General features: G+C 36.3%; 18 protein-coding genes. 16 read left to right on the forward strand and 2 right to left on the reverse strand.

The genetic code is table 11. The features are described from left to right. Positions 1-109: 109 nt before the first annotated feature. The 9 genes from CHSO_RS05335 (at position 110) to CHSO_RS05375 (ending at position 10671) form a co-directional block, all read left to right on the forward strand. Positions 110-880 (forward strand): glycogen/starch synthase, encoded by a 771-nt coding sequence (locus CHSO_RS05335; protein WP_045493219.1) that lies wholly within the window; start codon positions 110-112, stop codon positions 878-880. Between the two features lie 14 nt (positions 881-894). Further along, on the forward strand, positions 895-2514 hold the full coding sequence (locus CHSO_RS05340) for a DUF4270 family protein (protein WP_084220934.1): 1620 nt from the start codon (positions 895-897) through the stop codon (positions 2512-2514). Between the two features lie 29 nt (positions 2515-2543). Then, positions 2544-4397, forward strand: coding sequence for a glutamine--fructose-6-phosphate transaminase (isomerizing) (glmS, locus tag CHSO_RS05345; protein ID WP_045493222.1), 1854 nt, complete (start codon positions 2544-2546; stop codon positions 4395-4397). 108 nt (positions 4398-4505) lie between these two features. Further along, on the forward strand, positions 4506-5927 hold the full coding sequence (gene gldK / locus CHSO_RS05350; protein WP_045493226.1) for a gliding motility lipoprotein GldK: 1422 nt from the start codon (positions 4506-4508) through the stop codon (positions 5925-5927). Positions 5928-5988: 61 nt separating this feature from the next. Then, the gene (gldL, locus tag CHSO_RS05355) at positions 5989-6681 is read left to right on the forward strand and encodes a gliding motility protein GldL (RefSeq protein ID WP_045493229.1); all 693 of its coding nucleotides are present in this window, start codon (positions 5989-5991) and stop codon (positions 6679-6681) included. A 53-nt stretch (positions 6682-6734) separates the two neighbouring features. Further along, the gene (locus tag CHSO_RS05360) at positions 6735-8327 is read left to right on the forward strand and encodes a GldM family protein (protein ID WP_045493232.1); all 1593 of its coding nucleotides are present in this window, start codon (positions 6735-6737) and stop codon (positions 8325-8327) included. Positions 8328-8347: 20 nt separating this feature from the next. Then, positions 8348-9286: a gliding motility protein GldN gene (gene gldN / locus CHSO_RS05365; RefSeq protein ID WP_045493235.1), complete on the forward strand. Its 939-nt coding sequence runs from the start codon at positions 8348-8350 to the stop codon at positions 9284-9286. A gap of 55 nt (positions 9287-9341) precedes the next feature. Beyond that, entirely contained in the window at positions 9342-10376 is a 1035-nt protein-coding gene (locus CHSO_RS05370) for an NAD(P)/FAD-dependent oxidoreductase (protein ID WP_045493238.1), read from the forward strand. Positions 10377-10413: 37 nt separating this feature from the next. Then, positions 10414-10671 carry a SemiSWEET transporter gene (locus CHSO_RS05375; RefSeq protein WP_045493241.1) on the forward strand — a complete coding sequence of 86 codons (258 nt, stop codon included), beginning with the start codon at positions 10414-10416 and terminating at the stop codon, positions 10669-10671. 54 nt (positions 10672-10725) lie between these two features. Here CHSO_RS05375 and CHSO_RS05380 read toward each other — a convergent pair whose 3' ends face one another. Together CHSO_RS05380 and CHSO_RS05385 are read right to left on the reverse strand one after the other, a co-directional pair. Next, entirely contained in the window at positions 10726-11157 is a 432-nt protein-coding gene (locus CHSO_RS05380; protein WP_052480490.1) for an META domain-containing protein, read from the reverse strand. Positions 11158-11193: 36 nt separating this feature from the next. Further along, positions 11194-11586, reverse strand: coding sequence for a hypothetical protein (locus CHSO_RS05385; protein ID WP_045493244.1), 393 nt, complete (start codon positions 11584-11586; stop codon positions 11194-11196). A gap of 614 nt (positions 11587-12200) precedes the next feature. On the opposite strand from CHSO_RS05385, the gene CHSO_RS05390 reads away from it, so the two are divergent. From CHSO_RS05390 to CHSO_RS05420, 7 genes are all read left to right on the forward strand, one after another. Further along, positions 12201-12587, forward strand: a complete 387-nt coding sequence (locus tag CHSO_RS05390; protein WP_045493256.1) for a hypothetical protein — start codon at positions 12201-12203, stop codon at positions 12585-12587. Between the two features lie 148 nt (positions 12588-12735). Further along, complete coding sequence (locus CHSO_RS05395; RefSeq protein ID WP_045501948.1) at positions 12736-13818, forward strand: efflux RND transporter periplasmic adaptor subunit; 1083 nt, start codon at positions 12736-12738, stop codon at positions 13816-13818. A gap of 21 nt (positions 13819-13839) precedes the next feature. Next, complete coding sequence (locus tag CHSO_RS05400) at positions 13840-17031, forward strand: efflux RND transporter permease subunit (protein ID WP_045493259.1); 3192 nt, start codon at positions 13840-13842, stop codon at positions 17029-17031. Continuing rightward, complete coding sequence (locus CHSO_RS05405) at positions 17003-18460, forward strand: TolC family protein (protein WP_045493262.1); 1458 nt, start codon at positions 17003-17005, stop codon at positions 18458-18460. Before CHSO_RS05400 ends, CHSO_RS05405 begins: the two co-directional genes overlap by 29 nt. Positions 18461-18600: 140 nt before the next feature. Continuing rightward, on the forward strand, positions 18601-20457 hold the full coding sequence (locus CHSO_RS05410; RefSeq protein WP_045493265.1) for a right-handed parallel beta-helix repeat-containing protein: 1857 nt from the start codon (positions 18601-18603) through the stop codon (positions 20455-20457). A gap of 272 nt (positions 20458-20729) precedes the next feature. Continuing rightward, a complete protein-coding gene (locus tag CHSO_RS05415) occupies positions 20730-22349 on the forward strand; it encodes a T9SS type A sorting domain-containing protein (RefSeq protein ID WP_045493268.1) in 1620 nt (539 codons plus the stop codon). Between the two features lie 13 nt (positions 22350-22362). Further along, positions 22363-25635, forward strand: a complete 3273-nt coding sequence (locus CHSO_RS05420) for a hypothetical protein (protein WP_144428850.1) — start codon at positions 22363-22365, stop codon at positions 25633-25635. The last annotated feature ends 4 nt before the right edge of the window (positions 25636-25639 follow it).

Below are 25639 nucleotides of genomic sequence, written 5' to 3' on the forward strand. Positions count from 1 at the left end.
AATTTGAGAAAGGGAATTTTCGTAAAAAAATGTTAATTAAAATAATGTTGGATGTTTTTTTGTAATTTTGCACATTAAAGCATTTTTACAAAAATTAGATAGAAAGTTTATGCCGAATCAAAAAATACTGTACATTACTACAGAGATGTATCCGTACCAGGAAGATACAAATATGGCCGCTGTGGTAAACAAAATGGCGCTTAAGATGCACAATGAAGGCAATGATGTAAGAGTTTTTATGCCAAGATTTGGACAAATAAGTGAGAGGAAATTCCAACTTCATGAGGTGATCCGTCTTTCAGGGATGAATATTATCATCAACGACCTGGATCAGCCGCTTATCATTAAAGTAGCGTCTCTTCCGGGGGAAAGACTGCAGGTTTACTTTATAGACAACGAAGAATACTTCAAAAGAAAACAATATTATTTCGATGATGAAGGAAACCCCTTCGACGATAATGATGAAAGAGCTATTTTCTTTGCAAGAGGAGTAATTGAAACCATCAAAAAACTGAACTGGGTACCGGATGTTATTCATTTGAATGGGTGGATGTCTTCATTTGTCCCAATTTATCTTAAAACTTACTACGAATCAGATACTTATTTCAAGGATGCGAAAATTGTTCTTTCTCTATACAACGAGAAAGAGGCTGAGCTTGATAAAAAGATCGATGAAAAGCTGAAGTTTGATAATATTTCAGGCTTAAAAGCGTTAGATAACCCAACAATCAAAAATTTCGTTATCGAAAGTATGAACTATGTAGATACTGTTGTAAAAGGAGACGAATTCCTGGATGAAGATCTGGATAAGGCTTTCAATGAAACAGCGACTCTAAAGTCGGAGTATCTTGACGTAGATTCTATAAATCAACTTTATTAAAAAACACATTTTTAATGACTCATACTCTTAAAAGAACTTTCGCCATGCTTCTATTGGCGGTTTTCGGAAGTGCAATTCTTTATAACTGTGAACCGGATCCGGATTCTCTTGGTCAGCAGCTCTTTGATAAAGATGGAGCAACAGGTAATGAAACTTCATATCGTGTTATTGCCTACAATATCAATAATAATGACTCTATCAAAAGTGATGGGACAAGGCTTTTTGCTACAGGAGGAACTTCTGTAGCTGTTCTGGGAGCTTTTAAAGATGACCAGTTCGGAATGCAGAAAGCATCTTATATTACTCAACTGAGGATGCCGGCCAGTTTTGATTTTGGAGATAAACCAGTAGTGGATTCTGTTGTGTTGGTAGTAAGAACACCCGCGAATACAGCTGATGATACTTATTATTTTGCAGACAAAGTAGTAGCACCCGGTGCTTATGATAAAAATGATTTCCTAGTCGGTAATGATAAAGTAACCGTTTCAATAGAAAAGAAAACATATCCGGTTCGTAGATACGGTAATACAGATGGAAATTTTAAGTCTATGAAAATTAATGTACAGCAAGTTACTGATTTCATAGATGCAAGCAAAACACAGTTCACATACTCTAATGGGCAAATCGGAACAGATAATAAATTACTTGGATCTGCTACTTTTGATGGAAATGTAAGCACAGTAACCATTACCAAAAAATCAGATAACACCAATGTATTTGATGGTAAACTAGGTTTTAGAATAAATTTGGATAAAACTTTTTTCCAAGAAAATATTCTTGATCAAAAAGGAAAACCTGTACTTCAGGATGCAGCTAACTTTACAAGATTTTTTAAAGGAATCAAACTTTCTGTAGAGAATAATGATGGTTATCTTTTCCAGTTTGCTCCTAATGATATGCAGCTTATAATGTACTATAAATCTGATAAAACAGATAATGGTACGGTAACCAGATCACAATCAATACTTAATTTTGATTTGGGAAGCCAGAATGCTCATTTAGGACAGTATGAATATACTAGAGCAAACTCTGGTTATGATCAGGCGAAGAAATACAATACAACAGAAGGTGATGAAGCGCTTTTTGTTCAGGGAATGGGAGGTCCTTCAATTGGATTGAAAATTGAAAAATCTACAATTGAACTTTTGAAGAGCAAATTTAGCACAGATAAAGCGGGTATTGTAGGGGCTAAAATAAGAGTGTTTGTAGATAAAAATAAAACATTTGCTAATGCAGAGTCTGTAGCAGCTGATCGTAAATTTACTCTTCTACCAGTAACAAATACTACTGCAGACAAAGACCTTGCACTTACAGCAGATATGTCAAAAGGGTTTCCAATGTATTATTATGGTAAAACAACCATAGAAAATGTTGAATATGAATATTATGATTTTGTAGTTACACAAACTCTTAAGGATATTGTTGAAAAACCTGAAGTATCTGCGGTAGATAAAATACTATACCTTAATTTAGGAGCATTTGTGAAAAACCCTAATGGAGGTATTTATGGACCCAAATATACAACCAGAGCTACTGACATGAACAGAGTTGTTCTTATAGGATCGGATAAAACTGAAACGAATAAAACGAGAGTTCAGCTTAAGGTTACTTATTCAACAGCTAATAATAAATAAAAACACAATAAACACAAGACAAAATAAATATGTGCGGAATAGTAGGATATACAGGTTTTCAGGATGCTTATGAGATCGTAATTAACGGTCTTAGAAGACTTGAATACAGAGGATATGACAGTGCCGGAATTGTTTTAGAAGGTTCAAACAACAAATTTGAAGTAGAAAAAACAAAAGGTAAAGTAGAGGATTTGGTGAATATTTCGAAGCAATTAAAAGGAACAGCCAAAATTGGTATGGGACACACCCGTTGGGCTACCCATGGAGTTCCGAGCGACAGAAATTCCCACCCGCATTTGTCAAATAATGGAAAAATAGCACTAGTGCATAATGGTATTATTGAAAATTACGATACCATTAAAACAATGCTTACTGAAAAAGGATTTACTTTCAAATCAGAAACAGATACTGAAGTATTGGTAAACCTTATTCAATATTTTATGGATCTTAATCCGGAGATTGATTTCCCGGCAGCAGTAAGATATGCCTTAAATGAAGTATATGGAGCATATGCTATAACAGTACTTCACGAAGATTATCCAGGAGTATTGGTTGTAGGAAGATTAGGCTCTCCTTTAGCTATCGGACTTGGGGAAAATGAATATTTTATTGCTTCTGATGCTTCTCCTTTTGTAGAATTTACGAAAGAAGCTATTTATCTTGAAGAAGGTCATATGGCAACTATTTCTTTAGAAACCGGAGTAGATATCAGAACAATTAATGAAAACTCTAAGATTGAACCTGAAATTCAGGAGCTTAAATTAAGCTTAGAGCAGATCGAAAAAGGAGGATACGAGCACTTCATGTTGAAAGAAATCTTTGAACAGCCTAAATCTATTCATGATACCATGAGAGGGAGACTTATTGTAGATGAGGGAGTTATCAAAATGGCGGGAATTTGGGATCATGTAGAAAAGTTCAAAAATGCTAATAGAATTATTATCATTGCTTGTGGAACTTCATGGCATGCAGGTCTTATCGGAGAATATCTTATCGAAGAATATGCAAGAATTCCGGTAGAGGTAGAATATGCTTCAGAATTTAGATACAGAAATCCTATCATTACTGATAAAGATGTTGTAATTGCGATTTCTCAATCAGGAGAAACGGCAGATACAATGGCCGCTTTAAAACTTGCCAAAGAAAAAGGTGCATTTATATATGGTATTTGTAACGTAGTAGATTCATCTATTGCAAGAATTACAGATGCTGGTTCATATACCCATGCAGGTCCTGAAATTGGGGTTGCTTCTACAAAAGCATTTACAGCACAGCTTACTATCCTTACTTTAATTGCATTTAAATTAGGTAAGCATAACGGAAATCTAGGAAATGCCGAATTTATGAGCTTAATTGCAGAGCTTGAAGCTATTCCTAAGAAGATTGAAGAAGTATTGAATACCACTCATGAGTTGGCTCAGAATATTGCAAAAGATTTTGTGAAAGCGACCAACTTCCTTTACTTAGGAAGAGGGTATAATTATCCTGCTGCCTTAGAAGGAGCATTAAAACTAAAAGAAATTTCTTATATCCATGCAGAAGGGTATCCTGCAGCAGAAATGAAGCACGGACCTATCGCTCTGATTGATGAAAATATGCCAATTGTTATTATAGCACCTAAAAAAGGACACTATGATAAAATTGTAAGCAATGTTCAGGAAATCAAAGCAAGAAAAGGGAAAATTATAGCTGTTGTTAACAAAGGTGACCGTCAGGTTAGTGAAATGGCAGATTATGTTATTGAAATTCCTGAAACCTCAGAATGTTTCTCTCCAATTGTGGCTTCAGTGCCGTTACAGCTGCTTGCCTATTACATTGCTGTATATAGAGGAGCGAACGTAGATCAGCCAAGAAATTTGGCAAAATCTGTAACTGTAGAATAAAAATTAGGTGTAAATAAAATAAATTTAGATTTCTTTCGTTATTTCAAAATAAATCTTAAAAGTTTCTTAAAAAAATTATATATTTACGGCTTAATTATAAAAATTAACATGAAAAGGATATTTCTTTTATTATTGTCTGCGTCGGTAGCATCGGTATCTTGTTCAGGTGGTGGCAGCTCTTCTGTAGGGAAGCCAGGAACAAAAGGAGAATTGATACCAAGAGAAAAAACGAAATCATTTGTTGCGGAGCGACCATACGGAATGGTTGCAATTCCTGCAGGTTCATTTGTTGCTGGTTTAGCAGACCAGGACCCAACAAATACACCTGAAAAAGCATCATTGAAGACAGTTACTGTTTCTTCTTTCTTCATGGATGAAGCAGAAACTACCAATGCAGAATACAGGGTATTTATCAACTATGTAAGAGATTCTATCGCAAGAACTCTACTCGCTGAAGCAGCCGGAGAAGGTGGTGATGAAGGCGGTCGTAGAGGAGCAAGCATAGGAGATTATGCATACCTTGCTAAAAAAGAAGAAAATTTAACACCTTATCAGGAATATATGGAAGGGCAGGGTGGCCGTGAAGACGGTACCTATGATGCAAGCAAAAGATTAGATTGGAAAATTCCTTTACACTGGAGTACTACAAAGTATCCGGATGTAGAATACGCAGAAGTTCTGGAATCTATGTATCTGCCTGCTTCTTCAAGAATTGGAAACGAAAGAATTTTAGATGTTAGTAAACTGAAGTATACTTACCGTTGGGGGGATATGGATGCAGCACTTGCAGATAACGAAAGAGGAGCGAATTACCTTAAGAGCCAGAGTATCGCGATTTATCCCGATACTACGGTTTGGGTAAAAGATTTCCACTTTGCTTACAATGAGCCATTATTTGAACAATATTTTTGGCATAAAGCTTACAAAAACTACCCTGTAGTTGGTGTTACCTGGGATCAGGCAAGAGCTTATTGTAACTTCAGATCTAAATTGAAAACTGACTATAACGAAAGTTTAAAAAGAAAGAAACAAAGACCATTGCAGTTCCGTCTTCCAACAGAAATCGAATGGGAATATGCTGCAAGAGGAGGTATGCAAAATGCCACTTACCCTTGGGGAGGTCCATATTTAATGGATGATAGAGGTTGCTACTTAGCTAACTTCAAACCTAAGAGAGGTAACTACATGGAAGACGAGAAAAAAGGTACTTATACATATACAGCTCCAGTTAAGAAATTTAAGAAAAATGGATTTGGGTTATTTGATATGGCTGGAAACGTTTCTGAATGGACAGAATCTGCGTATAACAACTCTTCTTATGGATTCTCTTCTACATTAAATCCTTCTACTAAAGATAAAAAGGATACTAAAAAATCTGTAAGAGGTGGATCTTGGAAAGATATAGGATATGCGTTAATGACGGGTGCAAGAGATTGGGAGAGAAAAGATTCAGCAAGAAGCTATATCGGATTTAGAACTGTACAGGACATTCCTGAAGCAGCTGTTAAGCCAAGAAGAGTTAACAGATAACAAAACCAAAACAATTATTTTTCAATACAATTTTATTTAACATTAAAAAAACTAACTCAATATGTTTAAGACGAAAGATGCTTGGATGAATTTCTTCTATTCATTCGGTGCTGCAATTGTAATTCTTGGAGCTTGGCTTAAAATTACTCACATTACTTTGGGACCAATTAACGGTAATATTGCTCTTACGGTAGGGCTTATTACAGAAGCGATTATCTTTATTATTTTCGCTTTCGACCCTCCAAAAACTGAAGAGTCTTATGCTTGGGAAAATGTTTACCCTGAATTATTAGATAAACATGCTAACCCAAACCCATTACACTCAAATGTAACAACTAGAAATACAGGTAACCACTTTGCAGAATTAGAAAATTCTCTTTCTACTAAATTGGATAAAATGCTTGAAGATGCGAGATTAGATGTTCAACTATTCGAAAGACTAAGAACTGGAATTGACAAGTTTTCAAGTTCTGTAGATCAAATCAACCAAACTGTTGACGTTTCTGCTTCGACCCATAAATATAACGATCAGTTGAACAAGGCTGCTCAGCATATGGAAAGTATGAATGCATTATATGCGATGCAGTTGGAAAGCGGTAAGAAGCAAGCAGAATTTGCTACTAAATATGTTTCAGACATGCAGAAATCTGTTGAACATTCTGAGAAATTCAATCAAGAGCTACAAGGTTTAACCTCTAATCTTAATAATTTAAATAGAGTTTATGGTGGTATGCTAACTGCTATGAAGTCTTAATTCCTAACCATTTCTGAACTTAAACTATTTAATCAAAAAACAAAGAAAAGAGAATGGCACAAGGAAAACAGACCCCTCGTCAGAAGATGATCAACCTGATGTATCTGGTGTTCATCGCGATGATGGCCCTAAACATTGACGCAGAAATCATCAGATCATATTACGACTCTACCCGAGCGTTAAATGAAACAAGAACTCTAACAGAGAAGAAGAACGAAAAGATCTTTGAAAAAACGCTTGAAGCTAAGGCTCAGCAAGTTCCGGATACGTATTCAAAACCTTGGCAAGATTACAAGACTTTAAAAGGTAAAATTGATGCATTGGTAGAACATGCTCAAAAGATCAAGGATTTGTTGAAAAAACAATCTGAATTTCATGATAAAGATCCTAAAACAGGAAAAGATATTGATGTAAGTGAAAATTTCGCTGCCCTTAACAATAACGAAGCCACTACAGAATACTTCTTTAAAGAAGGAGACGAAAATACACCATCGAAAAATGCATTAGACTTAAAAGCTAAAATTGATGATGTAAGAAATTATATTAATGCAACTTTTGGTAACAACCCTCAGCTTACGGATTTAGTTGAGAGAGCTAACAAGTCTCTTATCGCGGAATATCCTAAAGGAAAATCTCCAAACGAAAAGACTTGGTTCCAAAATAAATTCTATCATCAGCCATTAATTGCTGCAATATCTAATTTGGAAATTATCCAAAATGATGCCAGAAATGTACAATCCGATGCATTAGCTTTAATGCTTCAGGAAAAAGTAGATGCTAGTATTAAGTTTACAAGCTATGAGCCAATTGTTTCCGGACCTACGGATATTCAGGCTGGTAAGCAGGCTGAAGTAAAAGTAATGCTGGGTACTTATTCTAACAGTAATAAGATCAATATCTCTGGAGTAAGCAAGCAGGAAAATGGTAAAGGAATCATTCCTATTTCAGGAGCTGGTATTGGTGAACATAAACTAGCCGGAACTATTACATTAACAGATGCTTCAGGTAAGCCACAATCTTTCCCTTGGACGCATACTTACAATGTAATTGCAGGACCTAGAGAAGTGAAACTTGAAAAAGGATTATTACTTTCTGCTGATAAAATGAATGTAATGTATAGAGGATTAGAGAACCCTGTATCAGGATCTATCTTAGGTGCAGACAACTCTAAACTTTCATTATCAGCTCCGGGAGCTTCTGTAAGAAATACAGGTCCTGGTAAGTGGATTGTAAAACCTTCAACAGGAACTACAGTGAAAATTACATTATCTGGTGTAGATCCTTATGGAAAAACAGTATCTCAGGTATTTGAATATAGAATCAAGAATGTTCCGCCACCTCAGGGTCAGATGAGAGGACAGAATGTATTGTCGATGCCGGCATCTTCTATTCCTAACCAATCTGTACAGGCTGCTATTCCTGACTTCGATTTCCCTGTTTCGTTCAACGTAACACAATTCATGGTAAGAGTACCAGGTAGAGCTGCACTATTAATCCATGGGAATACATTAAATGATGCAGCAGGATTAATCAAGAATCTGAGAACAGGAGATGTAGTATCTATCTTCGATATCAAAGCAACAGCACAAGGATTGGAAGGTCAGCAGATTAAAAACATTACTCCTATAATTATTAATGTTCAATAGGACTAAAATTGTAATTTATTATGAAAAAATATATTAGCACCCTTTTAGTAGTAGTCTCGGGATTTGCATTTTCCCAGACTATTCTGAACGCTTCTTCTCCAGAAGAGTTTAGACAGATGAGAGCGGAGAACAAACAAAAAGTTGGTGATACTATTATTGATAAAACAGTAAAGCCTCTTGAATATGGATTTGTGGAAGACAAAGACATCCTTAAGAGTATGTTTGTTTGGGAAATCATCGATATGAATGATAAGATCAATCAGCCATTTTACTATGATAATCCGGATGGTCTTCTTTCTACCCCTACAAGATCTCTATACCAGTTACTGTTAGATGCAGCTTTAAGTGGTAAAATTGAGCAGGTGTATGACGATGAAAACTTTACGGTGAAGCTTTCACCGGAAGGAATCCAGAAAAGATTGGAGAACGTTAGAATCAACGATGCAGCTATCGATATTCTAAACTCTGGAAGACAATTAACTGAACAGGAGAAAAAAGAATATACCGACGTATTTAAGACGACTACTGAGAAAGTGAAAGTTCTTAAAATTATGGGTATGTGGTTCATAGATAAGAGAGACGGACAAATGAAATACAGACCTCTAGGTATTGCAGCAATGGGGCCAGACCCTGCAGTACAGGGAGTTATAGGACCAGATGGGAAGCCAATTGCTAGCAATGATGACCTTATCGACCTATTCTGGATTTTCTATCCGAATGCAAGAGATATCTTAGCAAACAATTATGTTTACAACAGAAAAAATTCTTCTGCAGATCTATCTTTTGATGATATCATCAATGCAAGAAGATTCTCTTCTGTTATCTATAAATCTTCAAGCGGTTTAGGAGACGGTACTATTAAAGACTATATCCCTAAAGATGCTGACGATCAGTTAGAAGAAAGTGACAGAATTAAGTCGCAGATCCTTGAAATGGAAAATGATATGTGGAATTACTAAATTTCATTTGATATTTATACAAAACCTGAGTATTTTTACTCAGGTTTTTTTTATTATGAGAAATGTAGATTATATTATTGTAGGAGATGGATATGCTGGGCTTTTTTTAGCTCATCAGCTAATTAAAAATAACAAATCATTTGTCATTTTTTCCGAAGGAAGAAAAAGCGCTTCGCAGGTTTCTGCAGGGATTATCAATCCTGTGGTTCTTAAAAAGTTTACCACATTTTGGAAGGCTCAGGAGCAAATTGATTTTCTGAAGAACAGTTTGAAGGAGATAGAATCGTATACTGGTGAAAATTATTTGATTGATGCCTCTATTCATAGAATTTTTCATGATGAGAATGAACAGAAGCTTTGGCTTAAAAAATCCGGAAATGAAGAATTATCAAAGTTTTTGAATGAAAAATTTGAGTCTTTAAATGTGGTAAAAAATGATTTTCTCACAGGAAAGGTGAATCAGTCTGCCAGGTTGAATGTTAATGGATTTTTCATAGGTCTATTCAATTATTTCGAAAAAGGAGGTTTTCTTATCAGTGAAAAATTTGAATATGCTAAATTGAACCCTTCGGAAGGAATTTACAACGATTTTAATTTCAAAAATATTATTTTCTGTGAAGGAATGGGAGTAAAAAATAATCCCTACTTTTCAGATATCAATGTGACCCCCAATAAAGGACACCACATAAAAGTTGAGCTTTCTCAACCTATCCCGGAAAATATAACCATTAAAAAGAAACACTTCCTTTTTCCAACGGGGAACAGACTTTATTTCTATGGTGGAACTTATGACCGTGAGCAGCTTCACCACCACATTGATGAATCTGCAGTGAATCAGTTAGTCAATGGGTTGTCAGAATTCTACCCTTATGATTTTGAAGTGAAAGAAGTAAATTTTGGGTTTAGGCCTACGGTAAAAGATAGGAGACCGATTATTGGAAGACATGAAATTCATAGCAATTTATATGTTTTCAATGGGCTGGGAGCAAGAGGGATTCTGAACGGTTGTTACTTTGCAAGAGATTTATTCCGTTTTATTGAAGAAGATATTCCATTGCATGAAGAAGTTTCACTGAATAGATTTAAGTAATTTTCATCAGAATATAAATCTTAAAAGACTACAATGTATGAATGATAACCTATTAGGAATCATTGCAGGAGTACTCACTTCCATATACATGATTCCGCAGCTTATAAAAGTGGTTCGGGAGAAAAATGTGGAAGATATTTCTCTGCTTATGCTTTTGATCCTTATTTCCGGGTTATCTTTATGGGTGTGGTATGGTTTTGTAAAAAATGAACTTCCTATTATTTTATCAAACTCATTTGCTGTTTTGGTGAATATCAGTCTTTTGATTTGCTATATGATATATCACAAAAAGTAAAAAAGACGTCCCCATAGAAGGACGTCTTTTTATATTAAATCTAATTATTTTTTCTTATTCAAGAACAAATTTAGCTAAAGGAGCCATTCTTGCTTTGTTCAATGTTAGCGTATTTCCGTTCACAGAATAGTTATCAGCTGCAAGGATAGCCTTTGTAAACTGATTTTCGATATCAAGATCTTCGCAAGCCATCATGGTAGACATTCCTTGGTTGAATTTGATTCTCATGATGTCCTGTTTAATCTCAAAAGTACCTCCTAATCCATTACATCCTGCATTACCTTCATATCTCATCCCATTCATATTAAGTTTGAAATAAGGGTTGCTTTTTGGATTTTTTAACTTGATCGGCTGACCATTAAGTTCCGTTAATTTCCAGGTCTTTCCTGTAATATCTGTTGTTGGTTTCTGTGCAGTCTGTGTCTGGCAAGATACAAGAAATACAGCTAGGAAAAGAGCGGATAAATAGTAATACAAGCTTTTCATAAATTTTAAATTTTAAATTTTCTGTTTGTACTTATGCTAATACGATGCCATTTTTGCAGGACCTGATTCTTTTTTTGCCTGTTTAAGATGGAAAAGTACCATATCTACATTCTTCTTTAAAAAAGTGATATTCCCTTTAATTTCAGAGTATTGATACTCCTCATTAGAGGCTGTGTAGTCTGGCAAAGCATCACTCTTTTTAAGGTCGTAAGTTTTACCGTTTAAATGTACCGTTGCTGTATTTTTAGAACGGTTGATAGTTACTTCTATTTTTTCTCCGTAGCTGTCAACATATACATTTTTCGAAATGTCATCTGTATTTTCAGGAGTAGCAGTGGTAACGGTTTCAGCATCTTTTCCGGGATGTTTACACGCTGTTGAGGAAAGAACGGCCAATCCCAAAAGAACTGTTGGTAATAATTTTTTCATAGTGATAAGTGATTTTAAAGTGTTTCATGAATCATGATATTAATGCTATATAAAAATACAAATATTTTTAATAAATATGTGTTAATTTTTCATAAACTAACATGATGTTTTAAACGTTTTGGTTTTTTCCATTATTTTTAAAACATTCTTCAGAGAAACAAAAACTGATTATTTAGAGTAAGAAATTTGTGATTGAGAGGATTGGGGTTGTTTTTTTAACCGATTTATTCTCAGTTGGATAGAGGAAAGTTTTTTCATTGTTCATTTGTTGTTTAAATTTTCGGCAAAAATAATTCAAAATTAAGAGAATAACAATACGCTTGTATTAATAATTTGAAATCATGATAAAGTTTAGTTTTTTAGGTTGATATTTTCCCTGAATCGTAAGTATGTTCGAAATAAAATGTCGAAAAACAAAACATAGCTCAATGGCAAAAGAAAGAAACAAAAGGTATTATTGTATTGATAAGAGGCTTTGTTAATTGATAAATGTCTGTTTTTCATGGTGTTTAATATTTAATAAGATTTTATATTCAGGTTATTTAAAGAAGCGTTAAATTTTGTTAATCTATTATGATGATATAACAATCTAAGTGTACATTTGCGACTTCAAAATGAGAAACTTTATAGTATATTTTTTAACCGGTCTTTTTCTGCTCTTTGTAGTAGAAAGCAGATTGAATGTTAAAACACTGCGAAATGACTATTCCGGTCATGTTTCTCATCATCTCCCTAAAAGAGCCAATAAGCTGAATCAGACATTTGAAAAGCTTACTGTTCAGCAAATGGCCGATTCTGTAGATAATTCAACTTTAGAACTTGCCGAAAATGACTTTCAGCTGTCTGATGTATTTCAGGCTATCGTTGTTCTTGCCGGAGTTTTCAGTCTTGTCTATATTTTTGGATTAAAAAGCAACAAGCAGTTTAAACCGGATATTCATGGGTTTATTTGGGGGCTTACTGCTAAAAAATTCATTCTGATCCGTTCCATTAGAATTTAAAATTTCATTTTTCCTAGTGAAGTTCTGCCTGATTTCAGGTGGGAATGCTTTTCGTTGTGTATGTTGGTAATCATCACTTCGTACTATTCTTTAATTACCATTTATTTCTATTCAAAACATTAACGATTTATAAAACTCTCGAATTATGATAAAAAGAGTTGCCTCAGGTATTGCATTGAGTATCCTTTTACTGGCTGTAAGCTGCAATAAGAAAAAAGAGGAGAAAGAAGAAGTAACCACTTATCCGGTAACATCACCGGTAGTGATGGACACTGTGATTAATAAGGAATATGTAGCTCAGATCCAGTCTGTAAAGAACATTGAAGTTCGGGCTCAGGAAAAAGGATTCCTTGAGAAAATTTTTGTTGATGAAGGTCAGTATGTACAGGCAGGGCAAACCCTGTTCCGTATCATGCCTAAACTTTATCAGGCAGAATTATTAAAGGCAAAAGCAGAGGTAGAACAGGCTTCTATTGAACTGAAAAATGCAAGTACATTAGCCGGAAACAATATCGTATCAAAGAATGAAAAGGCTATGGCTAAAGCTAAGTTGGATGCAGCCAATGCAGAAATGAAATTAGCACAAATCCATTTGTCTTTTACCGATATTAAAGCTCCGTTTTCAGGGATTATCAATAGAATTCCTTTAAAGTTGGGTAGCTTGGTAGATGAAGGAGATTTGTTGACCTCTTTGTCAGACAATACAAGTATCTACACATATTTCAACGTTTCTGAACCGGAATATCTGAGCTATCAGACGCATGCTGCAGACAGAGGAAGCAATCAGGTATCTCTGATTACAGCAAATGGAGAAACGTATTCTCAAAAAGGAGAAATTCAGACTATTGAAGGGGAATTTGACAATGAAACCGGAAATATTGCTTTCCGAGCAAAGTTTCCAAACCCGGATAAGCTTCTGAGAAACGGAGAAACCGGAAAAGTGCAAATGACAATGCCGGTTCACAATGCTCTTATTATTCCTCAGAAAGCTACCTACGAAATTCAGGATCAGAAATATGTATTTGTTATTGATAAAAACGGTACAGCGAAATCCAGAAATATTAAAGTTGCTTATGAGCTTCCGGATCTGTATGTGGTAGGTTCGGGAATCTCAAAAGGAGATCAGATTCTTTTGGAAGGCGTTCAGAAGGTGAAGGATGATCAAAAAGTAAAAACAAAGTTCCAGGATCCTAAAAAGGTTCTTCAATCATTGAAATTAAAAGCAGAGTAATGGTCTCTAAAGTGAAGTAGTATGTTTAAGAAATTCATCCGCAGACCTGTTCTGTCTATTGTAATCTCATTGATTATTGTGTTTATGGGAATTCTGTCATTGGTAAAACTTCCGGTGACTCAGTTTCCCTCAATTTCTCCACCTAAAGTAAATATTACCGCAGAATATCCCGGAGCTAACAACGAATTATTGATTAAATCTGTTGTTATTCCCTTGGAAAGAGGGTTAAATGGGGTTCCGGGTATGAAATATATGACCTCAGATGCCGGAAATGATGGAGAGGCATCCATTCAGGTGGTATTCGACCTGGGAACAGATCCCAATGTTGCAGCGGTAAACGTTCAGAACCGTGTATCTTCCGTGGTTAATAAATTACCTCCTCTGGTAGTTCGTGAAGGGGTGAAAATTACCCGTGAAGAACCAAATATGTTGATGTACATTAACCTGTACAGTGACGATCCTAAAGCCGATCAGAAATTCCTGTTCAATTATGCAGATATTAACGTAATGTCTGAATTGAGAAGGGTAAGTGGAGTAGGCTTTGCTGATATCTTGGGAACCCGTGAATATGCAATGCGTATCTGGCTTAAGCCTGATAGGTTAACAGCTTATAACATTTCCGCAGATGAAGTGATGGAGTCTTTAAATGACCAGAGTTTGGAAGCTTCTCCGGGAAAAACCGGGGAAAGTTCAGGGAAACGTTCTCAGTCATTTGAATATGTATTGAAATATCCAGGTCGTTTTAATAATGAAAAAGATTATGGAAATATTATCTTAAGGGCAAAACCAGATGGTGAATCGATCAGGTTAAAAGATGTTGCTGATATTGAATTCGGAAGTTCAATGTATGATATTTATTCTACATTGAATGGGAAGCCTTCTGCGGCAATTACCGTAAAACAGTCTTATGGATCTAATGCCAGCGACGTTATCAAAAACGTAAAAGCTTTAATGGCGGATCTTGAAAAGAATACTTTCCCTAAAGGAATGCATTATGATATCAGCTATGATGTTTCCAGATTCCTGGATGCTTCTATGGAAAAAGTAATCCATACCTTATTTGAAGCCTTTATACTGGTTGCTATTGTGGTATTTCTTTTCCTTGGAGACTGGCGTTCAACCTTAATTCCGGCATTAGCGGTTCCGGTTTCATTGGTAGGAACATTTGCTGTGATGTCAGCATTTGGTATTACCTTGAATATGATCTCACTCTTTGCCCTTGTAATGGCCATTGGGGTCGTCGTTGATGATGCCATTGTAGTTATTGAAGCCGTCCATGCCAAGATGGAAGAAAAAAATCTTTCCCCTTTAAAAGCTACGGAAGAAGCCATGCATGAGATCAGCGGGGCCATTATCGCAATTACTTTGGTAATGGCATCGGTATTCATTCCGATTGCGTTTATGTCTGGACCTGTAGGGGTATTTTATCGTCAATTCTCGATTACCATGGCATCGTCCATTATTCTATCGGGGGTTGTGGCTTTAACTCTGACGCCAGCTTTATGTGCTTTAATCCTGAAAAATAACCACGGAAAAGCTAAGAAGAAGACTCCGATTACTGTTTTCCTTGATAAATTCAATAACCTGTTTACAAAAGGTGCTGGGAAATATGAAGGAATGCTGAAGAAAACAGTTACCAAAAAGGGAATCACATTGCCGTTATTATTGGCATTTTGTGCCTGTACATTCTTCCTGAGTAACTCTCTTCCATCAGGGTTTATTCCTGCTGAAGACCAAGGGATGATTTATGCGATTATTCAGACTCCGCCTGGATCTACCTTGGAAAGAACCAATCAGATTGCTAAAGAGCTGTTGAGAGAATCTGAAGATGTTGACGGAGTGAAATCTGTTTCTTCACTGGCGGGTTATGAGATCTTAACAGAGGGGACAGGATCCAACTCAGGAACCTGCTTGATCAACCTTAAAAGTTGGGATGAACGTAAAGAATCTGCCGCTGAAATTATTGAAAAGCTTGAAGAAAAAGCCAAAAATATTCCGGGAGCCAATATTGAGTTTTTCCAACCACCATCTATTCCTGGTTATGGAGCTGCCGGAGGTTTTGAACTTCGTTTACTGGATAAAGCAGGAAGTGGTGATTATCATAAAATGGAGCAGGTGAGTAATGATTTTGTGAAGGAGCTGAAGAAACGCCCGGAACTGGGTTCTGCATTTACCTTCTATTCTGCGAGTTTCCCTCAGTATATGCTTCGTGTGGATAATGATCTTGCAGAGCAGAAAGGGGTAACTATTGCAAAGGCGATGGATAACCTGTCAACCCTTATCGGTTCAAACTATGAAACCAGTTTTATCCGGTTTGACAGGCCTTATAAGGTGATTGTTCAGGCAGGGCCTCAATATCGGGCATTGCCAACGGATCTTTTAAAATTGTATGTGAAGAATGATAAGGATCAGATGGTGCCGTATTCAGACTTTATGCATCTTGAAAAAGTATATGGACTGTCTGAGATTACAAGACATAATATGTACAATTCTGCAGAGGTGAGTGGAACTCCGGCACCGGGATACAGTAGCGGGCAGGCTATTAAAGCCATTCAGGAAGTTGCGGATAAAACCCTTCCTAGAGGGTTTGGTATTGATTGGGCTGGGATTTCTAAAGATGAAGTGAGCCGTGGAAATGAAGCGGTATTTATCTTCCTGGTGTGTCTTGGATTTGTATACCTGATCCTTGCTGCCCAGTATGAAAGCTTTATTCTTCCGTTACCGGTGATCTTATCTCTTCCTACTGGTATTTTTGGGGCATTTTTATGCTTAAAATTGTTAGGATTGGAAAACAATATTTATGCTCAGGTAGCGATGGTAATGCTTATTGGGCTTTTAGGAAAGAATGCTGTATTGATTGTTGAATTTGCGGTACAGAAGAAAGCAGAAGAGGGAATTTCTGTGGCAAAAGCTGCTATTGAAGGTGCTGCCATTCGTTTCCGTCCGATCCTGATGACCTCATTTGCCTTTATTGCCGGATTGATTCCGTTAGTGATTGCAACAGGTCCCGGAGCCATTGGAAACCGTACCATTGGAACAGCTGCAGCTGGAGGGATGTTGATAGGAACTGTTTTCGGGCTGATGATTATTCCAGGATTGTATTACATTTTCGGAACCATTGCTGAAAAGTCGAGGCTGGCAAGATATGAAGAAGAAAATCCTTTAACAGAACAAACTGAACCTTATGAACACGATGGAAAATTCGAAGACTAAAAATATAATAACAGCCATTGCCTTATCTCTTGTGTTAGCAAGTTGTAAGGCGCCAATGGCGACCGTCATAAAAGACGAGGTAAAAGAAAATATACCTCAGAACTTCAATCAGGAAGAGCAGCAGGATGCAAATAACAACAGCGGAACAACTCCCTGGAGACAGTTCTTCACGGATCCGAATCTGGTAAGCCTTATTGAAACTGCTTTAAAGAACAATCAGGAGCTAATGATTACTCTTCAGGAAATTGAAATAGCCAAGAGCGGAGTTTTAGCTAAAAAAGGAAGACTTAGCCCTACTGTTTCTGCCGGAATAGGAGCAGGACTGAAAAAAGCAGGCCGTTATACGAGTGAAGGTGCCGGAGATGCCAGTACAGAAATGGAGGCGGGTAAAGCAATACCAGATCCTCTTGGGAACTTTGAAGGTGGTTTGATGGCTAATTGGGAAATTGATATCTGGAAAAAGCTGAGAACAGAAAAAGAGTCTGCAGTGGCTCATTATCTTTCTACGGTAGAAGGGAAAAACTTTGTATTGTCTAATCTTATTGAGGAAGTTGCGGATAATTACTATGAATTGTTGGCTCTGGATAATCAATTGGATATTATTCAACAGTATATCAAGCTTCAGCAAAGAGCATTGGAAATTTCCAAAATTCAGAAAGAAGCTGCAGCTGCAACGGAATTGGCGGTGAAGAAATTTGAAGCTGAATTGGCAAAATCCAAAGCTTCAGAATATACCATTCGTCAGCAGATTACGGAAAAAGAAAATGAGATCAATGCTCTGTTAGGAAGATATCCACAACCGATTGTCAGAACAAAGGAAAACTTTATGTCAACCATTCCGCCAACGGTGTATACGGGAATTCCGTCACAATTATTGGCCAATCGTCCTGATATCAAGCAGGCAGAATTGGAATTGAAAGCATCAAAGCTGGATGTGGAGGCTGCAAGAAAAGAATTTTATCCATCATTGGAAATTTCGGCTACCTTAGGATTGGAAGCTTTTAAACCTTCTTATCTGGTGAAAATGCCGGAGTCTATTGCTTATAATCTTGTAGGTGAACTGGCTGGACCATTGATTAATAAAAGTGCGATTAAAGCTAATTTTCAGACTGCGGATGCCAAACAGGTACAAGCATTATATGAATACGATAAAACCATTTTAAATGCTTATCTGGATGTAGCCAACCTGATGTCGAAGATTAAAAATATAGACCAGTATTATCAATTGAAATCTCAGGAAACAAAAGCCCTGGATCAGTCTATTGATATTGCCAACCAGTTGTTCAGAAATTCCAGAGCAGATTATCTTGAGGTTCTTCTGAATCAAAGAGATGCTTTGGATGCTAAAATGGAGCTGATAGAAGCGAAACAAAAACAGTTAAGTACTGTTGTAGATATCTATAAGAGTCTTGGCGGTGGCTGGAAATAAAGAAACATCATAATTCAATCAATAAACAGTTAATGTTTTGAGGGTTGGCTCTTCGGAGCTGGCCCTTTTTTGTTTTTAATACGTCGAGTTCTGTCGCTTTGATGGGATAGCTTTGTCCTGAATCATTAAAATAATTAATTATGACATTAAATTCAATTGTAGACTTAAAAACTAAAAATGGAAATACGGATGCCGATTTCTATATTGTAAGAGGGTATCATGCTGCCAATGATGGTGGTGGTGGTGAATTTTATTGGGATGGGGCATATTCTGGTACCGGAAATAATGGGACTATTATAACTGTTGGGGGGATAGGTGCCTGGAGAAGATCTTACGAAGGACCAGTAAATTTATTATGGTTTGGAGCAAAAGGGGATGATATTGCTGATGATACTATAGCTTATAAGTTGGCAACAGATTACTGTGGAGAACAGAAGAAATTTCTCTTAGTACCAGAAGGGAAAGTGTTTAGAATTAGTCAAAAAATAGAAGCTAAGTGTAGTATAACTGGGACAGGGACGTTAAGAACAACCAATGCAGGAGTTCTCATTGTAGTTAAACTTAAAGATGATGCCATTGTTGAAAATATTACGGTGACAGGTGCTGGCACTGGAGACAGTATTATTGGGGGAGGATTGTATGTGGAGTCTAGTGAAAATTGTCTTATTAGGAATGTAAAAGTAAATAGTGTTCAGGGAGCTGGAATTACAGCATTGAAATCCTCTTATGCTCATATTGATCATTGTAAAACAACTAAAACGAGAGGACAAAATGGTGATGGAATTATTGTGATGTCAGCTTTTGGTTGTAAAATCACAAATAACTATTGTTTGGACTACCAGAGAATTGGGATTGTATGTGATAGGTACGCTACCCAAAGTGGGGAAGTTTATATTGCCGGAAATATTTGTAAAGAAGGGCATAATGCTATTGGAGGAGAATTTAACGCAGGAATTTGGGTGGAGAAAACGCATGGTGCCCAAATTGTGAATAACTATGTAGAAAATCATGATAAGAAAGGAATTATTGTGGCTCCCGCTATTGAAGGAGATTTAACTTATACCTACTTGGTTCATGGAAATACGATTAAGAATTCTCGTGAAGGAATTAATATTACGGCTGGGAGAAATGCTAAAGTCATAGTAAGTGATAATTTCCTTTTCAATTACAGCAAAGGCATTGAAGTGGGGGATGCGGAGACTGTTATTCTTTCAAATATTTACTTTGGTGAAAGAGTAGAGCAGCCTATAAAAGATAGTTTAGTAAGTATTGCAAATGGTATACAAAAGCCCACAAATGTTATTATTCAAGATTGTATTAATGATACTTCTTTTGATGCTGGGCTTTCTCCAATCTCTTTTCCTGACGTTTATGGGATGCAGTGTAGTGTAACAGTAAGAGATTGCAAAGGAAACTGGGCCTATAGAAATTTTTCGGCAGCCACTATTTTGGGGTCTATTAAGTACTTCAATACTTTATTTGATCTTAATAGCCTTGGGTATGCACCTAAAACACTCCTTTATCTTACCAATACAGATCATGAACAGTTATTTGATAGCTGTGAAATTCGTTTACCTGTAGATATGGATATCCGAAGCCAGTCTCCAACGGTTATTTTCAGAAATTGTCATGTGGAGTCTTCGGGCCCAATGAATCTTCTTATTGGAACGTATGGCTCACAGAAAGTGATTATAGATAACAGTACATTTAAAAATCTTACCTTCCTGAATCCAAAATCGAATTTTGAAATGGTAATCAAAAATAGTGATATCAATAATTATAGTGCCAATGGATTTTTAGATACACCTTTTGGGCAGCTGGGGGTTTTGGAAGTATTAAATAGTAAATTTATTTCAGCAAATTCTGCGGTTCCTTTTAATCTACCATTAAATGTTAACTATTCTTTGTTTAAAGGAAATATTTTTAAAGCTTCAGCTTTGTTTTCAAATATTACTACTGTTCCTAAAATTAATGATAGTAATTCTTTATTACAATAAGAGAAAGTATAAGCATAATAATCAATAAACAGTTAATTTTTTGAAGGTTAGCTCTTCGGAGCTGGCCCTTTTTTGTTGTTAATACGTCGAGTTTTGTCGCAGTGCTGTAGTAGATTTGTAGGATCAATGAAGGGTCATAGAAGCACAATAAAACAGCCATGTAGTTGAAAATAAATCATATTAAATCACATTAATATGATTTGTGTGAATGAAAAAAAACTAAATTTGCGCAAAATTTGAAAAGCTAATCATTAAACTCAAATAACACGGGAATGAAAAAGATTTATCTCAGTGCATGTACTGTATGCACCATTCTTGGGCTTTCTGCCCAGGAAGTTCTGTGGCAAAAAGACATAAAATCCTCTACTCAGGATTTTCTAAGCCAGGTCACTACCACCATCGATGAGCAGTATCTCATTACAGGAAGCTCTATACAGAGCGACAAACTCCAACAAGGAAACAAACAGAATAACGGTTATGATTTCCATCTGATTAAACTGAACCAGCAGGGAGAAGAAGCCTGGGAAAAGTATTTCTCAGGAAATAACCATGATTACTTATCCGCAACGGTAACCACTCAGGATGGTGGATTTTTATTGGCCGGAACCTCTTACTCAGGAAAAGGACTGGAGAAGAAAGACGATTCTAAAGGAGGATCAGATATCTGGCTGATCAGGATCAATGAATTCGGGGATGAATTATGGCAGAAAACGTTGGGAACCTCTTCTGATGAAGAAGCCAGAGCAGTCATTCAAAGTACAGACTTGGGCTTTTTTGTTGCCGGAAATGTACAAGGCTCTTCCCAAGGCTATGGATCCAAAGATGTCTGGATCACCCGACTGGATAAAGACGGAAAGGAAATTTCTCAATTGATCTTAGGCGGAAAAGGGTTGGACGAAGTAGAGAAAATGATTCCAACAAAAGACGGTGGAGCCTTATTGGGAATTTACTCAAGGAGTTCCGAGGTCCGTGTTTCGGGATCCGGAGATAGCCCTCGTGGAACTGCATCATCTTCTGAACCTCGCACTTCGAATCCCGCATCCCGCACCGCAAAATCTACAGAAAACTTAGGTGAAGGTGACTACTGGATCATCAAACTGGACAAAACCGGAAAAGTAGAATGGGAAAAGAACTTTGGCGGGAAAGGAGATGATCATATCAGAACACTGGCTTTAACTGCAAACGGTTATATCATCGGTGGCGAATCCAGATCCGAAAGATCCGGAAACAAAACCGTAGGCATTGAAGAAGGTACAGACCTTTGGTTGATTGCTCTTAATGAAAGAGGCGATGAGCAGTGGCAGAAGTCCTACAATTTTAAAAACCGTGATATTCTGATGGGAATGAGTGTCATTCATTCTTCAGATGACAAATCTTCAAAAGGAATTCTGTTAGGTGGTTACACTCAGGCCGAAGGAAGAATAGAAAAAGATGATGAGACTTTCTGGATGCTGTATCTGGATGGCAACGGAAATGAACAGTGGCGAAAACATGTAGCAGGAGAGTCCAGACAAAAAGAAGAAAGGCTTTCAGATTTGAAACTGAACCGTGATGGCTCGATTGTTTTAGCGGGAACCAGTGCCAAAGAATTAGGCAAGGAGAACTGGAAGATTGTAAAGCTGGGAGATAAACAAGTGAATGATCTGATAGAAAAATATGACATTAAGATTTATCCAAACCCGGTATCAGATTATGCCTATGTAGAAATCGGCTTTGACTTTAAAGAAGCTGATATTATGCTGTATGATATGAGTGGAAGACAGCTTCAGAACTTTAAGACGAAGAATAGGGTGACTAAGATGAATACCCAGGCTTTGATACAGGGAGCTTATCTGGTAACGGTAAAAATTGATAACAACAAAACAGCCAATGCAAAGCTGATTAAGAAATAAAAAAATAGTAATCATGAAAAAAATAATACTATTATTACTAGTGGGAATGCTTTGTAAAGCACAGCTTACTATTGGTGATGAACAAAATAAACAGATCGTTCCGTTACCAGCCAGTGCGGAGTCTTATAGTCTTTCCAAAGTGGAAGCTATACCTATGGATTACTTCAGAGGAAAGGCCAATATCAATATCCCAATTTATACGATAAGCGTTAATGGAATTAGTATTCCGATTTCTCTGGCCTATAATACAGGTGGAATAAAATTAAACGAAGTTGCTACTACCGTAGGATTAGGTTGGTCGCTTAGTATCCCCGGCACTATTTCTCATAATGTTGTAGGTTTAGATGATCTGGATGTTCCGTTTTTTAAAAAAAATATAGCTGATTATGGAGCCTATAGTGGGACTATTGATGAGTCATATATGAATAATCAGCTGCGGGCTGATCTTGAAAGTATATATAATGGTAATTATGATACCCAAAAAGATATTTTTGATTACAATTTACCTACTGCATCAGGTTCTTTTCTGATGAAAGAGAATAATCAGACCTTTTTGATTCCCAATGATGATGTGGTTATCATAAAAAATAATGATAAGTTTTATGTAAAAGATACGCAGGGTACTGAATATTGGATATCTCCCAGAAACGGGGTTATGCCTGGTAGTATAGGAGGACCCACAGTGACACATAAAACGTTATATAATCTTGATGAACTTAAAATTAATAATAAATCAGTTTTATTTTATTATAATAAAACCCATGGTTATGGAGAAAGAAATATTAACCAGATTGCTAATTTTAAAATAAGTCCTAAATTAATCGGGAATTATGAACAGTTGGTTCCGCTTCCCAAATATGAAAAAACAGAAACATCTACTTCCTTCTACGAATCCTTGATTAGTAAAATCGGCTTTGATAATGGGAATGTTAACTTTTTATATTCCAATGACACTAATGCAGCATTTACTGATGGATCATCATACAGAAAAGATCTGAGTGGAGGCAATGGAGTGGCACTTCGCAGAGTAATAGTGACCAATAAAGCAGGGGTTATTGTAAAGGATATCAGTCTTAATTATAGTTATTTTGAAACAGATAATGTGAACAAAACCTATGAAGATTATAGGCTTAAACTCTTGAGTGTTCGTGATAATTTGCAAAACACAGAGTATTCATTTGAATATAACGAGCAGTACAAAATGCCTAAACGAAGCAGCAGTAACGATGATTACTGGGGCTATATCAATAGTATTCATAACGGAGAAACAACGAATATACCATATAACCTTTTTGATGATAGTATACCTACGACAGAATTAAATGCTGTTGCTAGAAGAGATAGAGAACCTAACGAAGATTATGCTGTTTTAGGGACCCTAACCTCTATAAAATATCCTACAGGAGCAAAGAAAAATTTTTATTATGAACTTCCATACAATACAGCAAGGAAATCTACAGGATATACTTGGGGGTATTTAGGAATAGGAGGAATGGAAACTGATTCATCAGAAGAAGATTTTTATGAAAAAAAAATCTTGCCGATTACTTCTGCGCACATACAGCAAATAGTCAATCTGGGAATTGATGCTTTTCCTGACAAACTTGAAGTAACATTTAGTAATGCTTGTTTAAATGCCAGTAATCCGGGAGACAATCAGACTATAGCAGAAACCCAGTGCACGGGAACAGCATCATATCCCCCAAATTATTTTTCTGAGTGGCGTTCAAAAACTGTAGACTGGAATATATCACCAGGCAAAAATCTTGTACTATATCTGCAAAAAATAGGTAACTGTAAATGTATGATTGGCGGAGCAATTAGGTATAAATATCCTACTTATATTGATGAAACTAAAAAATATGGTGGACCTCGCATCCGGAAAATAGAAGATATTGATGCTAATAATGTTTCAAATGTCTATGAATATGCTTACGGAAACTATAACAACGAAGTTTTTGTTCCTGACTTTCAGTTGAAACAAAAATATAATTTTTCATCTTTTATTAAAAGACAGGTAAGAGAATTTGCCAGTATTGGTGATGGCACACAGACTGGATATACTTTTGAAAGATATTATCGTCTTCACAACTCCAGCCAGGCTAATACCAGCTATGGAAGTTCGGAGGTCATTAATTATCCTTCTGTAGTTGAAATTACAGGAAAAGGGAAAATTGTAAGAGAATATGAAATTTCTGACAGTTCAAATTATGTGTATAATAAATGGAAAGGCGGAAGGCTTAAAAGAGAAATTTATCTGAATACAGCCAATGATACACTAAAAATAGTAAAAAATACTTATGAGATTAACACGCTGAAAAATGGTTTATCCGAGTTTACAACAAGTAATCCGAAAATAGCTGCTTTTTCTACCGATTTTAGCATTACAAAAGGAACCGCCATTGTTCTGGATGTTCCAGTGGAGATTTATGCTGTTGACCAGAAAATGTCCATGATTGAATCTGCAAAAGTAGAGCATGTAGCAACCACAACAAAAGAATTTTTTGGAAATAAATCTGTTGTAACCAAAGTGTTAAATAATTATTGGGATACTGATATTAATAAACCTTTTAATGTAAGAAGTACTGAAAATATTTTACCCTCCGGTGAAAGTATAAAAACAGAGTATCAGTATGCGCATCAGACCGGGAATCAGCTTTTAATCGACAAAAATATGATTGCAACGCCATTAGAGACAGAAACAAAACAGACTATCAATGGAACAACCAATATATTGTCAAAATCCAAAACAGTTTTTCCTACAGCACTTCCAACTCCTCAAACAGGAGATTTGGTACTTCCTATGTCAGTATTATCTTACGATCTCCAGAATCCTGCCACAGTGGCTAATGAAGTAAAATATGATAAGTATGACCCTAAGGGAAATATTCAGCAGTATACTACAAAAGATGGAGTTTCAACAGTAATTATCTGGGGCTATAATGGGACCCAGCCAATTGCCAAGATTGAAAATGCAAAACTGGAGGGCATTGGACAATCATTCATAGACAGTATTGTAAATGCCTCTAATACAGATGCCGCAGCAGAAAGTAATAATGATGAAACCAATTTGTTAAATGCTTTTAAAATTTTTAGAGACAATCTATACGGCTATCAGATCACCACCTACAGTTATGACCCTTTAATTGGAGTAAGAAGTATTACTCCACCATCCGGAATCAGGGAAGTATATCTTTATGACGATGCTGGCAGACTTAAAGAAGTCAGAGAAAATAACCAGACTGGAAAACTATTAAAAGAATTTAACTACCATTACAAAAACTAAGACG

Origin of the sequence: Chryseobacterium sp. StRB126 (genome assembly GCF_000829375.1) — a bacterium.
Taxonomy (GTDB): domain Bacteria; phylum Bacteroidota; class Bacteroidia; order Flavobacteriales; family Weeksellaceae; genus Chryseobacterium.